Annotated in this window: 16 protein-coding genes; 5 read left to right on the top strand and 11 right to left on the bottom strand. The window is 34.3% G+C overall.

From position 1 onward, the window contains the following. Positions 1-94 precede the first annotated feature (94 nt). From DD829_RS23515 to DD829_RS08810, 7 genes are all read right to left on the bottom strand, one after another. Complete coding sequence (locus tag DD829_RS23515) at positions 95-250, bottom strand: hypothetical protein (RefSeq protein WP_165796543.1); 156 nt, start codon at positions 248-250, stop codon at positions 95-97. Positions 251-277: 27 nt separating this feature from the next. Continuing rightward, positions 278-697, bottom strand: a complete 420-nt coding sequence (locus DD829_RS08835; protein ID WP_116547682.1) for a hypothetical protein — start codon at positions 695-697, stop codon at positions 278-280. 24 nt (positions 698-721) lie between these two features. Beyond that, positions 722-1,561 (bottom strand): IS5 family transposase, encoded by an 840-nt coding sequence (locus DD829_RS08830; protein WP_185140314.1) that lies wholly within the window; start codon positions 1,559-1,561, stop codon positions 722-724. A gap of 122 nt (positions 1,562-1,683) precedes the next feature. Then, positions 1,684-2,070: a hypothetical protein gene (locus tag DD829_RS08825; RefSeq protein WP_108409105.1), complete on the bottom strand. Its 387-nt coding sequence runs from the start codon at positions 2,068-2,070 to the stop codon at positions 1,684-1,686. Then, on the bottom strand, positions 2,058-3,782 hold the full coding sequence (locus tag DD829_RS08820; protein ID WP_108409106.1) for a hypothetical protein: 1,725 nt from the start codon (positions 3,780-3,782) through the stop codon (positions 2,058-2,060). The genes DD829_RS08825 and DD829_RS08820 overlap by 13 nt, the downstream gene beginning before the upstream one ends. Positions 3,783-4,330: 548 nt before the next feature. Next, positions 4,331-5,980 carry a DNA repair protein RecN gene (locus DD829_RS08815; RefSeq protein WP_108409107.1) on the bottom strand — a complete coding sequence of 550 codons (1,650 nt, stop codon included), beginning with the start codon at positions 5,978-5,980 and terminating at the stop codon, positions 4,331-4,333. A 62-nt stretch (positions 5,981-6,042) separates the two neighbouring features. After that, positions 6,043-6,951, bottom strand: coding sequence for a DUF4835 family protein (locus DD829_RS08810; RefSeq protein WP_108409108.1), 909 nt, complete (start codon positions 6,949-6,951; stop codon positions 6,043-6,045). A 256-nt stretch (positions 6,952-7,207) separates the two neighbouring features. Between DD829_RS08810 and DD829_RS08805 the strand changes: the two genes are divergently transcribed. The 3 genes from DD829_RS08805 (at position 7,208) to DD829_RS08795 (ending at position 9,013) form a co-directional block, all read left to right on the top strand. Beyond that, complete coding sequence (locus DD829_RS08805) at positions 7,208-7,783, top strand: Crp/Fnr family transcriptional regulator (protein WP_108409109.1); 576 nt, start codon at positions 7,208-7,210, stop codon at positions 7,781-7,783. A gap of 73 nt (positions 7,784-7,856) precedes the next feature. Then, on the top strand, positions 7,857-8,279 hold the full coding sequence (locus DD829_RS08800) for a darcynin family protein (protein WP_108409110.1): 423 nt from the start codon (positions 7,857-7,859) through the stop codon (positions 8,277-8,279). After that, a complete protein-coding gene (locus tag DD829_RS08795) occupies positions 8,276-9,013 on the top strand; it encodes an SDR family oxidoreductase (RefSeq protein ID WP_108409111.1) in 738 nt (245 codons plus the stop codon). The genes DD829_RS08800 and DD829_RS08795 overlap by 4 nt, the downstream gene beginning before the upstream one ends. A gap of 75 nt (positions 9,014-9,088) precedes the next feature. Here the strand turns inward: DD829_RS08795 and coaBC are convergent, their stop codons facing one another. From coaBC to DD829_RS08775, 4 genes are all read right to left on the bottom strand, one after another. Further along, positions 9,089-10,291, bottom strand: a complete 1,203-nt coding sequence (gene coaBC / locus DD829_RS08790) for a bifunctional phosphopantothenoylcysteine decarboxylase/phosphopantothenate--cysteine ligase CoaBC (protein WP_108409112.1) — start codon at positions 10,289-10,291, stop codon at positions 9,089-9,091. A 121-nt stretch (positions 10,292-10,412) separates the two neighbouring features. Next, positions 10,413-10,736, bottom strand: a complete 324-nt coding sequence (locus tag DD829_RS08785) for a DNA-directed RNA polymerase subunit omega (RefSeq protein WP_034681463.1) — start codon at positions 10,734-10,736, stop codon at positions 10,413-10,415. A gap of 41 nt (positions 10,737-10,777) precedes the next feature. Continuing rightward, positions 10,778-11,773: an outer membrane protein assembly factor BamD gene (locus DD829_RS08780; RefSeq protein WP_076391361.1), complete on the bottom strand. Its 996-nt coding sequence runs from the start codon at positions 11,771-11,773 to the stop codon at positions 10,778-10,780. Positions 11,774-11,876: 103 nt separating this feature from the next. Then, the gene (locus DD829_RS08775) at positions 11,877-12,506 is read right to left on the bottom strand and encodes a TetR/AcrR family transcriptional regulator (protein WP_076391359.1); all 630 of its coding nucleotides are present in this window, start codon (positions 12,504-12,506) and stop codon (positions 11,877-11,879) included. A gap of 134 nt (positions 12,507-12,640) precedes the next feature. Here DD829_RS08775 and DD829_RS08770 point away from each other — a divergent pair, with 134 nt between their 5' ends. Both DD829_RS08770 and DD829_RS08765 read left to right on the top strand, forming a co-directional pair. After that, positions 12,641-13,231, top strand: coding sequence for a TatD family hydrolase (locus DD829_RS08770; RefSeq protein WP_228408154.1), 591 nt, complete (start codon positions 12,641-12,643; stop codon positions 13,229-13,231). After that, positions 13,224-13,949 (top strand): ThiF family adenylyltransferase, encoded by a 726-nt coding sequence (locus tag DD829_RS08765; RefSeq protein WP_076391355.1) that lies wholly within the window; start codon positions 13,224-13,226, stop codon positions 13,947-13,949. The genes DD829_RS08770 and DD829_RS08765 overlap by 8 nt, the downstream gene beginning before the upstream one ends. Positions 13,950-13,974: the final 25 nt, after the last annotated feature.

The raw sequence follows: 13,974 nt of genomic DNA, 5'->3' as shown, positions 1-13,974 counted from the left end.
TTACATTAGTTTATATAAAGATAGAATTGTTACAGAAATTGAATTTATATGGATAGAAAAACAAAACCGCAGAAAATTTCTGCGGCTTGAGTTTTTATTTTTCATTTTCCAACTTATCCAATCTTCTCTTTATAGATTTGATTGATCTAATAAGATATATTCCTCCCATTAATATAGCAATGTATAAAATAAAAGTTAAAGTTTGAATAATAATAGCAGTAGAGCTTGGTGATGAAATTGTAGTTTCCATAAGTATTACATTTAAATCCTTTTTTTATTAATCTATAGGACCTCTATTTACAAGCTTATAATAAGTATTCTCTATTTTGAAGTAATTATTCCAAAAATTTTCAAAATCAAAATACTCGATATTTTTATTATTTTTAAGAAAATTATTCAGATTATATTTTACGCTCTTTTGCGGGATTTTAGCCTGCTTTTCAAGAATATAAATATCATTTTCCTTTTTACATTTTTCACAAAAGCTATATCCTCCTGCATATACTTTGGGCTTCAACTTGTTTTTTTTATTAAAAGCAATATTTTTTTTGTAAAAAATTTTGAGAAAGAATTTGTTTTTAGAATCTTTGTTTAAAACAACAGAGTCTTTTTGGGTAATTTCAATAACCTTAGTCGTATTTTGTCCATAAAAAAAACAAGACAAAAAAAGTAGAATAATTAATTTTATATTTCCCATAACCAATACAAGTTGAATAAGAAGTCATCTTGACTTTCTTTTTATGAATTTTTTACAAGCAATAACAATAAAAGCTAAATAATTGAATCCGATCCAGCTTGTTATTGTTGTATCAAATCTATTAAGTATAGACCTGAAGCTGTCAAGCCAGGCATTGGTTCTTTCTATGGTATAGCGTTTCTTATAAAGTTCTTCATCAAAGTAATGGTCATTATCCGTACCGGAATTTCTTTTATTGTGGGCAATATTAGCAATTATTCCCAATTGAGAAGCTTTTGAGCGCAAATTCTCAGCATCAAATCCCGCATCAAAATTCAAAAAAAGTCCATCTAATGAAATACCTGACCTACGTAAAAAATCCGTGAGCTCCTCAAAATGTTCTTCAATATTAAACAGGTCGTTGTGATTCCCGCAAACCGGCATCGACATGGCTAAAGGCAATCCGCTTCTGTCTGTTAAATAGAGGGCATTGGTTGTTTTGCGTTTTTTCCTGCCCTGATAACCAACCGCTTCACCGCCCCTTAAAGCCGTTGTGTGACTGCCGTCTACATCTCCACTGGACAAATCAATTTTAGATTTGTTCTTTTCTAAAATACCGCTCCAGCAGTCTTTCCATATCCCAGCTTTACACCATTGGCGATAGTAGCCAAAAACTGTTTTGTAGTGAAGAACTTCTTGACTGAACAATTGTAATACAGGTAAAAGATACCACTGAATACCCGTCTTAAGTTTATATAAAATACAGTTAATAATCTCACTGATAGGAACTTTTGATTTAAAACCTCTTTTTCCCAAAGGGATATAAGGAACAATTTCTGATTCTATTGTATCTTTGCTCAGTACTTGGTACAAGGGATGGGATATTTTTTTGGTTTAGCAACTCTAATTTCCTAATCCCTTTTTTTATTTCAAATAAAAAATATAATTTTTGCAAAAGTCAAGATGACTTCTAAATTAATAATTAAAAAAATAATTCTTTTTTAAGCTTAATTTTCAATAGTTCCATAAGCCTTATAATAAATCTTATTTATCATAAAATAACCATTAAAGAAATCATTTAATTTCTGTTTTCTTAATTGATCTAAAGTAATTATTTTGGGTTTTGTTAACTTTTGATTTATTCTTTTAACTGAATATACAATATATTCTCGTTTACAATCTTTACAATATATTTTATTATCAATTTGTATTATTTTTGTTTTGTTATGATTATATTTTATATTATCTAAATTGTATAATCTTAAGTAATATTCTTTCGAATTTTGAGGAATCAATTTAATTGAATCTTTTTTCTCAATCTTAACAACAACATTTTGTGATTTTATTATTGAAAAAAATAAAACAAAAATTACGACATAAGTTATTTTTCCCATAAATTGTAATTATTTTGATATGTTTGTTCATATAAATCTCGTTCTGCCTGTGGTAAAAGAGACCAAGCTGTAGTATTTTTCAAACCTTGCCAAGCAATTGATAAATACTCTACATCAGTATATTGATTTCCATAAACTTGTTTTAAAGCATTTTTAATAATATTTATGTAATGTGCACCCATCATTTGATGTTGAGCTGAATCATTCCCTTTTACATTTTTAATATAATAATCAAACAATCCAGGATAATTGTGCTGATTGAGCATTGTTCCCAACAAAGCTTGATCTATATTTCCATTCGAGGATGATAAAGATAACAATTTTCGATACATTTCAGCATGAATAATTTCGTGCATAAAAGAGCCTGCAATTAATATTTTAGGTGTATTTGCAAAATCCCAATCTTTATTAAAAGTAATTTTTATCCAATAATTTACAGGCGTTTTAGTTTGTGCTAAAGCTGCTGGATTTTCAACTGCACCTATATCAAACATCAAATGTGCCACCGAAAAAGTCGGTTCAAAATTCTGCAAATATTGCTTGAAGTTGGCTGCTGTTTTTATTTTATTGTAGATCGAATTTATTTTAATATGCTTCTTAAATTTAATTGTTGGTTTTACTCTTGTAGGATCTGCCCAATCTTCAAGCATTTCGCTTTGTAAACCAATATCAATAACATCATCAATAAACCAACTTTGAAACTGCTCCCAAGTCGTTGTAGGATTGTCTAATTTAAATTGCGCAGCCCAGCTAATAAACGCTTTTGCTTCACTGCTTCCATTATTTGCATAAAAATAACTGCTCAAACCATCATAAAAATCTGAATTCGCATAATTATTCAATAAATTCTTTAAATTCGCAGGTAGGCTGTTTACATAGAGAGAGAAACTTCCTGAGAGAGTAGGTGCCGTTGGTACACCAATAGGACAAGGATTATACACAGCAACAGGATCAAGCGGATTTTGAAATACCTCCGTTATGCAATTGTCGTTACCTGCATTTCCTCCCCCTGTACCATCTTCAGATCCTGTATTTCCGGAACCGCTTTCATTTCCTCCGCCTCCCGATGAGCAAGACCAATAGCCAATGGTGTAAACCTGTGGTTTTATTTCGGCAGTACAATTAATCCAGTCACCAAAATTACTCTGGTTATGGATATGCTCACTGCAATCCTGCCAGATTGTTTCTTCCACATAATTACATTCCGTAACTTTCGAAGCATTAAAACTGCCTTCAGCTTCATAAATGGTAGTTTTTCCTTTTGTATCTACTGGTATTCCGTTTAGGATATTCTGCTTCTCCTGTTTGGTGAAATTGTAGCGGAAAATTAATCCTTTGTAGGTTCCGTCGGGAAGAGGTGTGAGAACAAGATTTTCTACAGGAGCATTTTCTTCTGTATTTTCTTTAATAATATTGAAAGTGTAGGTATGATAATTGGGTCCGTTTTCTATATAGGTTACATGATCGGTATCAATGGATATATTATTGATTGTTTTTCCTGAAACTTTAGATTTTAAAAACGTTGTTGCTTTTGAAATTTCAGGGATAAGCTGTAGTTTATGTTTGCTTTCGGCTAAAGAAATTCTTTTGGAAGATAATTGAAATTTATTAATTGCGCCAGTTGAAGCAGATTCATCATTCATGTTTTCTGTTCGGCATCCCTGTAATAAGAATGCTAATGCCATAAGCATTATGAAATAACTTTTTTTCATTTGTTATTAATTTTTTCGAGTGTTAAATTATAATTTTTTTTGATATTTCAACATAGGGAAAACCCCATATTTTTAATTTCTTGTCTTGCGGTTTATTTTATCCCGACCTATTCAGTAGTTTCATCGCTTTCAGATTTTTTTTAATTAAACATTTTCATGTGCAAAAATAAATTTGCAGTACGACAAAAGCTGTCGTATTAATTTTAATAAAAAGCCTTAGACAAAATTTGATCGGGAGATAGAATCATGCAAAAGGCACGGAGCAAAAATCAATCTGCTACAGAGGTACTGCGAAGAACCTAATGCCAGAAAGACTTAGCCCGTGCCAGTTATAGGTACACGGGCGTAAGTCTATCAATCTGGGCATTATAGAAGATTCGCAGTTTTCTGTAGCCAAATGATAGCTTACGCTTGTTTCGTTAAAATTAGAAATCAAAAGTAATCATTTTTTTGAAATGAAAAACAGCTTTGTTTTTATGTTAAATAGATACTCAAATAAAAAAGACCTCTGAAATCCAGAAGTCCTATATCATTTATTTCGTTAAAACTTATCCTATCAACTCTTTCGCCTGCGCCAAAGCCGCTTCGGTAATCTTACTTCCTGAAAGCAACTGCGCAATCTCATTAAGCTTTTCTTCGTCACTTAAAGGGACAATGGTAGACTGGGTTTTTCCGGCGATGTCCTGTTTCAGTACTTTATAATTATTGTTTCCTTTTGCGGCAACCTGTGCTAAGTGAGAAATGACGATTAGTTGCATATCGGCAGACATTTCACGCATCAGATTTCCGATCTCTTCGGCTACTTTTCCGGAAACTCCGGTATCAATTTCATCTAAAATTAATGTCGGAAGTTCATCGCTTTCTGCAATGATCTTTTTTACCGCCAACATTACCCTTGATCTTTCACCTCCGGAAATTGCCGTTTGAATCGGCTTTAACGGAAATCCTGAGTTTGCCTGAAACAAAAGCTGGATATTTTCTTTTCCGAATGGATTGAAGTCCGAAGAATCGTGCAGTTCAATATCAACTCTTGCTTTTTCAAGACCTAGTTTTTTGAGCAAAGATTCTGCTTTTTTGATGAAAACAGGGATGCTTTTTTTTCTGTTTTTCGAAAGCTTTTCAGCCAAAGACTGAAGTGTTTTTTCCTTTTTGGAAATGTTTTCTTCTACCTCCTCAATCTGAGCCTCCAGTTCGGACGCGCCCTGCTGTTCTCCGGCTAACTGATCTCTGATTTCTTTGAGTTCTGTAAGATCGGAAACATTATGTTTTACAAAAAGATTATTGATTCTGTTATTTAATTCAACCAGTAACGCTAAATTTTCCGGATTTACTTCTATGCTTTCCGCTTCATCTTCCAGCTCGGAGATAATGTCTTTTAATTCCACAAAAGACATTTCAAGCCTTTCATCAAGTTCCGCAAAACTCTGTGAAACTTCAGCAATTTTGGCAAGTTTATTTTTTGCTTCATTAAAAAATGACAAAATTCCTACTTCTTCCTGATGAAATCTTGATAAAACCTGAGCCAGATTATCGGAGATCATTTCCGCATTTTCCTGAATGGAAAGCTGATTCTGAAGTTCTTCATAATCCACATTATCCAGATGAAGTTCCTGAAGTTCGTTCAGAAGAAACGCTTTATAGTCACTTTCTTTATTGGAATCCGAAAGCTGCGTCTGCAATTTTTTAAGCTGTGTTTTAAGACTTTGAAAATCTGAAAATTCATTCTGATACTCATGAATGATCTGTTTATTTTCAGAAAGTCCATCAATGATTTTAAACTGATATTCTGCCGTAAAAAGATTCGACGTTTCAAACTGGGAGTGAATATCGATCAACTGAGAAGACAGTTCTTTTAAAATATCCAGTGTTACAGGGACATCATTAATAAACGCTCTCGATTTTCCGGAAGGTAAAATTTCTCTTCGGATAATGGTCTGATGTTCGTAATCCAGATCATTTTCGATAAAGAATTTTTTGAACTGATTATTCAGGGAAAATTCCGTTTCTACGATGCTTTTTTCTTCTGCTTTTGAGATCGATTTTACATCTGCTCTTTCACCCAGAATCAATCGGAGCGCACCTAAAATGATAGATTTTCCCGCACCGGTTTCTCCGGTAATCACCTGTAAACCGTTGTGTAATGATACTTCAAGGGTATCAATAAGGGCAAAGTTTTTAATGTAAATTCTCGAAAGCATTGATAATAGCGATTATTTGGCTATTGCAAATATAGAACTTTAGATTTCAGAATTCAAGTGAATTACTGTTTCCATTTATTCCATCTTGCTTCGGTATTTTTTGGCGAAAGGATGATCATTTCATTCTTAAGATCGCCCAGAACAATTCCTCCGTTATTTCCGGAATTGAAGATGTTGAAAATCTCATCTGCCTTGGAATCCATAAAAAGATTGAAGAAATATGCCTGTTGGAATGAGTTTTCGTATTGTTTCAGCTGCATTAAGGCATCAAAAATTACTTTTTTGCCCTGACTCTGGTCCTGATTGAACAGATTATCCAGTCCCGCTCTGTGATAAGAATAAATGGTTGCACGAAGCTGGCTCCAGTTCGGGCTCATGATTTCTTTGATGAGGATAGAACGGCTTCTCGGTTCATTGATCTGCTTCCAGCCATCATAGGTATTCTGAGATTCTCCGTTCTGTGCAATCTGCTGTGCTTTCTGATACCATTGAGTTCCTGCCATCGACTGAAAACTGTCTGCATCCATTCCCAAAATGACATAAACGTAAAAACTGATGACATCAATCAAATTTTTTCCGGAAAACTGTCTTTCGTTGAAGATAAGGTTTTCATTTTCCACATAATCAAAAGAAAATCTTGTATCCTGAAGGTTAAGCAAAGGAGATTCATACGTGGTGTTGAAAACCGGACGAACTGCCTGTACCACAATACTTCCTCTGAAACGGTTTCCGTCTCTTTCGCTGATCACAATCGCGAAGTTAGATTTTATTTTTTCAAAATTCTGAAGTCTTTTTCCTGTCCAGCTTGTATTGTTGATGAAATCTCTCAAACTTTTCTCCAGAGCTTTGTAGGCAGACTGGTTACTTCCACCCAATTGCTGGGAATTTACCTGTACGGTTGCCAGTAACTCCTGAGAAAAACTCTGACTGAATAAAAACAGAAGTAAAAATATGCTTAAAAATTTTTTCATTATCTACTAAAAATTGAGAACGGAAATTTATTAAAATTATTCTTAGTATACGACAAAATATCGGGAATTGTATCTATATTTATCTAAAATCATTCGACTGCATTAAAAATGTACTCTCAGAATGAAACCATAAAATTTAAACATTTTTCTGATAAAAAATATAATCCCTGAAAAGACAATCATCTGAAGTGAAATAGTTTTTGCATTTCATTCTGTTCAAGGGGTTTATTTTTATATCTGTTTTAAAGAAAACAAAATGAATGATTTAAAAGATTTTTTTAACAGCCTGACTGCAATATCGTCTGATAGCTGGGAAAAACTGTCTGAAATATTTTCCCCCAGAACTTTAAAGAAAGGAGCATTTTTTATTTCTGAAGGACAAACTGCAAAAGAAATTGGTTTTTTGGAAAGCGGTATTCTGAGAGCATTTTACAGAAACAGTAAAGGCGTTGAATACAACAAACATTTCTTTGTAAGCCCCTGCTTCATTGGCGGATATTCTTCTCTGATCACGAAAACGCCCAATCAGATCAATCAACAGGCTCTCACAGATTGTAGTCTGCAGGTAGCCAATTATTCGGATATCGAAAAGCTTTATGACTTGTATCCTGAAATAGAAAGAGCAGGACGAATTTTAGCAGAATTGTATTTTGTACAAAAGGAACAAAGAGAAATAGAGATTGTTCTTTTGGATGCGGACAAAAGATATGAGATCTTCCAAAAGGAATATCCTCACTTAGAGCAGTTCATCCCTCAATACCACATCGCTTCCTATTTGGGAGTAACTCCAACGCAGCTCAGCAGAATCAGAAAAAAAATTTCAGAAAAGTAAATTTCTTTACCTATGTAAATGGAATTGTCTTACCGCTTTCAGAATTTTGTCCTGTAATTTAAAACAAGGCAAAATGAAGAAATTATTATTTGTGCTTTTAACCGCGATCTCTTTTTTCGGCAATGCGCAGACCAGACAGAACAGCACGGTACAAAAACCTTATACCATTCTGATTTTAATGAATGCAACACCGCAATGGCTGTCTTTAACAAGAGATGAACGCAGCCGTTTTGTGGAAAAAGAACTTACCCCGATTTTTATCCGTGTCAGCAAAACAGTCAACGTAAAGCTTTTTGACAGTGAGTACTTTCACGCATCCGTTTCAGATTTCATGATTGTAACCACAACAGATTTAAATGATTACAAACTGTTAATTGAATTGCTGAGAGACACCAAAATTTATGGCGTTCCCTATTTTGAAATTAAAGACATCATTGTAGGACAAGAGAATCTTTTTGAGGATTTTAATGAACAATTTAAACAAGAAAAAAAATGACGGCAACCGGAAATACCATTTTAATCACAGGTGGTTCATCAGGAATTGGGCTCGCTTTAGCAAAACATTTCTTATTAATGAACAATACCGTGATCATTACAGGAAGAAATCTTGCCAAATTGGAAAAGATTAAAGCTGAATTTCCGGAAATTATCGTTTTTGAGGGAGATTTAACCAATGAAAATTCTTTAGCAGAGTTGGTTTTGTTTATCGAAAAACACCATTCTGATTTAAATATTCTGATCAATAATGCAGCCGTTCAGTTCAACTACAGTTTTATTGAAGAAAAAGAACTTGCTGATAAAATAGAATATGAAATTTCAACCAATTTTACAGCTCCTGTAAAGTTGACCGGATTTTTATTGCCCTTACTTCTGAAAAACAAAAATAGCGCAGTCATCAATGTAAGCAGCGGACTTTTTATCTCCCCAAAAAAATCAGCTTCTGTTTATTGTGCCACAAAATCGGCAATGCATAGTTTTACTAAAACACTGCGCTATCAATTAGAAGAAACAGGGATCAAAGTTTTTGAAATTATTCCTGCTTTAATTGACACACCTATGACAGAAGGACGAGGAAAATCAAAAATTACTCCTGAAAAGCTTGTTGACGAATTTATGCGGAATTTCAAGTCAGACAAATGGGAAAGCTACATTGGCAAAACCAAACTGCTGAAATTTATCCATAAAATTTCACCTAAAACCGCAGACAGAATAATGAAAAACGGGTTGTGATGCTCTTTTTGAGCTATTGAGAATATTTTCCCAAAAGGCAGCCCTAAGAATTCATCATAATAAGGTAAGATTAATTTATTTTAAAAGTTCCTCCTCAACGAAATCCAAAATGTCTTTCGCTACCTCTTCTTTAGATTTCAGATCAAATTCTGTTTTTCCCGTTTTGGTAAATATTTTTATTTTATTGGTATCATTTTTAAAACCGGCACCTTCATCACGAAGCGAATTAAGAACAATCATATCCAGATTTTTCTTTTCCAGCTTTCCTTTGGCATTTTCCTCTTCGTTCTGAGTTTCCAATGCAAAACCGACTAAAAACTGATGGGTTTTCTTTTCGCCCATTGTTTTAAGAATGTCCGGATTTTTAACCAGTTCAATCGTTAAATTTTCGTCATTCTTTTTAATTTTTTCTTTGGCAATCTCTTTCGGAGCGTAATCTGCAACGGCTGCACTTGCAATTCCGATGTCTGTTGTATCGTAAAACTCCAGAACTTTGGATAACATCTCTTTTGCTGAGGTTACCTTATGCAGTTCAACATTTTCGTTATTGATTTTCTGAGCACTCGGTCCGGAAATTAAAATTACTTTTGCGCCTCTTTTAGCAGCTTGTTCCGCCAGAGAAAAGCCCATTTTGCCAGAGGAATGATTCCCGATGAATCTCACAGGATCAATGGCTTCATACGTTGGTCCGGCTGTAATTAAAACGGTTTTTCCAGCTAATGTTTTTTCAGTTTCAGAATCAAAAAAATCTTCAATTGATTTTGCAATGGTTTCCGGTTCCGCCATTCTTCCCTGTCCGATTAATCCGCTTGCCAGTTCGCCGCTTTCCGCCGGAATAATATGGTGTCCGAAACCTTCTGCCAATTCCAGATTTCTGGTTGTAGACGGATGCGCATACATATCCAGATCCATTGCAGGCGCAATAAAAACAGGACATTTTGCAGACATATAGGTTGCAATCAGAAGATTATCGCATAATCCATGAACCATTTTAGACAATGTACCTGCTGTACAGGGCGCAACAACCATTACATCTGCCCACAAAGCCATTTCAACATGGCTGTTCCATGTGCCGTTATCGCTGTAAAAATCTGAGTACACCGGATTTTTGGATAAAGTGGAAATACTGAGCTTCGTCACGAAATGTTCTGCATCAGGAGTCATAATCACCTGAACTTTGGCTCCCTTTTTCACAAAATCTCTGATCAGAAAATGAATTTTATAGGCTGCAATTCCTCCGGAAATCGCGATAAGAATTTTTTTACCGGAAAGACTCATTCAATTTTAATTTTTAATAATACTAAATTACTTATTTTTTCTCACAAAGCCGTCCAAACAACAAAGGTCATAAAGAAAAAGATTTCTTTATGACCTTCATATATAAAAAATACACTGATTTTTATTTTCTCTCTTCAGTTTTTCTGAAGTACACATCTTCGTTCAGCCATTCTTCGATTGCAATAGAAGTCGGCTTTGGAAGTTTTTCGTAATGTTTAGAGATCTCGATCTGTTCTCTGTTTTCGAAAACTTCTTCCAATGTAGAATTATGAACAGCAAACTCGTCTAGCTTATTGTGAAGTTCTGTACGAATTTCAGCGTTGATCTGCTCTGCTCTTTTTCCCATGATAACAATCGCTTCGTAGATTGAGCCTACTTTGTCTTCAATCTTATCCTTATCGTAAGTAATGGTATTTACTTCTGCTTTTGTATCTTTTACACTCATTTTGAGAATATTAATTTTATTTAAGTTCGCAAATTTACGAATTATCTTTTAATTTTGAAAGTCGCCGCCGGCGGAGGTGTGCTAATCGCTGCACTATCCCTCTGGATCTGCATTGCTTTCTTTTCTGCATCGATCTGATCTTTCTCCTGCTGAATTGTTTTTGCCTTTTCTGCATTCTGAGCTTCCAGCTTTTTCTGTCTCTCCGTTAAAGCTGCAATTCTTGCTTCCGTATTTTTCTTAACTACGACAAAATCTTTCTTTTCTTTTTCTAGCTTGCTTCTGATTTCCAAAGCTGTTTTAGAAACTTCCGTGTTTGGCATTTCTTTTTCGATCTGTCTTGTGAAAGACAATGCGCTTTCTATACGCTCATCTTTAAGATCATACACCGATTTTGTTGCCAGTTCGTAACGGGATTTTACAATATAATCGTAAATCTGCGGACGAAGTTTGGTACTCGGAAAATCTTCCAGAACGTTTTCAAATGCTACGTTGGCTGCTTTGTATTCTGCCATTTTGTAGTACTGTCTTGCATTTTCGTACGCTTTGAATTCAAGCTTGTAAGACAATTCGTCAATAAGGGTATTGATGTTTTTAGATCTTTCTGAATTCGGATAATTGTTCAGGAAGTCCTGAAGCTCATTAATTGCCGTCTGTGTTGTAGACTGATCCAGATTGTAATCCATTGATCCCTCATAATAACACAAAGCAGACATATATGCCGCTTCTTCTCTTCTTTTATCCTGAGGAAAGCTGATTGCGAAATTTTTAAACTGATTTCCCGCTAATCTGTAGTTTTTGTCGTAATAATTTGCATACGCAGAATTAAAAACCACATTGGGAGCATCATCTGTTCCTGCAACAAGGTTCGGAAGCCTGTCGTAAAGTGCCAAAGCGTTTTTCCACTTCTTTTTAGCAAAGTTTTCATTGGCAGTTTTTAAGATAAGATTTTTATCCGCACTTTTCATTGCTCTTTCCTGCTTACTTACGCAAGAAGCTACTACTGCTACAGTAAAAATACCTAAAATATATTTTTTCATATAAAAAGTTCAACAGTTTTCGGATTACACAGCCGATTTACTAATTTGCAAAAATATAACTTTTTTGCCAATAGATTTTTTTTTATGATTATTTAACGTAATTTTAGTCTGCAGCGTATCCCAAAATGGCAAAAACCGTCATTAAAAGATTCATTCTCACTTTTTTCTCGGCTTCTTTAGCATAGGTTTCCTCGCTTTTGTTAGGAACATACAGTTCATAAAAATTCCTGTTGCGGATCACAAATAAAGTGGAACCGATAATTGTGGTTAAAATATCTTCCGGTTTGGGAGTGAAGGTAAAAACGCCTGAAGCAACTCCTTTTTTAATGACTTCATCTAATTTTTTAACGAAGAGCTGATAAAAATCGAGCAGTTCATCTTTTAAATTTTCTGTGTGGCGAAGCTCCTGCGTAACAAACCCATGGAAATAATTATATTTAAATAACTGGGAGACAATATATTTAATAATTTCTTTCAGCTGCATCTCCGGTTTTCCGTCTTTAATGGTATCTGCAAATTCTGAAAAAGTCTCTCTTGTTTTTAAAACCCTGTACTGATAAAGATACGACATCATCTTTTCCTTCGAGCCAAAATAATAGGAGATCATTGCCACGTTGATATTTGCCTTGGAACAAATATCTCTTACGGAGGTTCCCTCATATCCTTTTTTTGCAATAAGCTCTTCCGCGATATCTAAAATATGTATTTGCTTTTCTGTAAATTTTTTCTTCATGAAGTGCACTTTGAGTAAAGTTAAGAAATTTTTAACAGATTTATAAACGTTCGTTTAAGAAATTTACGTTAAATCTAAATTAATAGTACTTTTGATGAATGGATTTTTTTGATTTTCATCATCATAAGAAAAATATGCCAAACGGAATTTACAATCTGGATATTGAACAGATTCCGACCGATATTCCGTACTCAATAGGCATACATCCGAAAGATATTGATGTGAATGCTGTTGACAGGCAGTTTGAATGGATGAAAAATAGGGTATCTGAAAACTGTTTGGCGATTGGAGAATGCGGTCTGGATTCTTTCGTGGAGACTGATCAGAAGATTCAGGAAGACGTTTTTTTAAGACAGATACAATTTGCGAATGAAGTAAAAAAGCCGATGATCATTCATTGTGTAAGAAAATTTTATGAAGTGATTTCTTTTAAAAAATATGCAGAACAACCCATGATTATTCATGGTTTTAATAAAAAGGAAAGGATTGCGGAAGATCTTCTGAAAAATAATTTTTACCTGAGTTTTGGAAAAGCGGTTTTGTATAATTTATCTTTGCAAAATACTTTGAAAATTACTCCTTTAGATAAAATCTTTCTGGAAACCGACAATGACGATTTCAGCCTCGAAGAATTGTATGAGAAAGTATCTGAAATAAAGGGAATTTCGCTGGAAAATTTAAACAAACAGATTGCAGAAAATTTAGAGACAATAAAAAATGGATAAATACTGGTTGGAAAGAACGGAGCTTCTCGTAAAGGAGGAAGGTTTGGAAAAGTTGAATAAAGCAACAGTTCTTGTTGTCGGTTTAGGTGGTGTCGGTTCTTTTGCTGCAGAATTTCTTGCAAGAGCCGGAGTCGGAAACATGACGATTGTGGACGGCGATACGGTAGATATTACAAACATTAACAGACAGTTACCCGCTTTGCATTCCACAGTAGGAAAACACAAAGTAGAAGTAGTTGCCGAAAGGTTGTTGGATATTAATCCGAAACTTAACCTCATCAAAATCAACGAATTCCTGAATCCTGAAAGAATGGAAGAAATTCTTGACAACGGAAAGTTTGATTATGTTCTGGACTGTATCGACAGTGTAACGCCTAAGCTTTGCCTGATAAAAGCAGCAAAAAAGAGAAAAATAAAACTTGTAAGTTCCATGGGAGCCGGAGGAAAAACAGATCCGAGCAAAGTGATGGTGAAAGACATCAGCAAAACCCAGAACTGCTATCTCGCAAAACAGGTAAGAAAAAGGCTTCGAAAAGAAAAAATAAACAAAGGATTTAAATGTGTTTTTTCTGATGAGCTGCAAAAAGACGACAGTTTAAAAATGACGGACGGAACGAATTATAAACGGTCTTTTTATGGAACCATCAGCTTTATTCCTGCAATTTTCGGACTGTATGCCGCAGCGGAAGTCATCAATTATTTAACCAAGAAAAATTAATTTTTTCCCGCAGATTTTACGAAAG

It is taken from the genome of Chryseobacterium sp. HMWF035, from assembly GCF_003094695.1.
Classification (GTDB): domain Bacteria; phylum Bacteroidota; class Bacteroidia; order Flavobacteriales; family Weeksellaceae; genus Chryseobacterium; species Chryseobacterium gambrini.
Note: the sequence above shows the minus strand (reverse complement) of the source record. Positions and strands in the feature narration are given on the sequence as shown.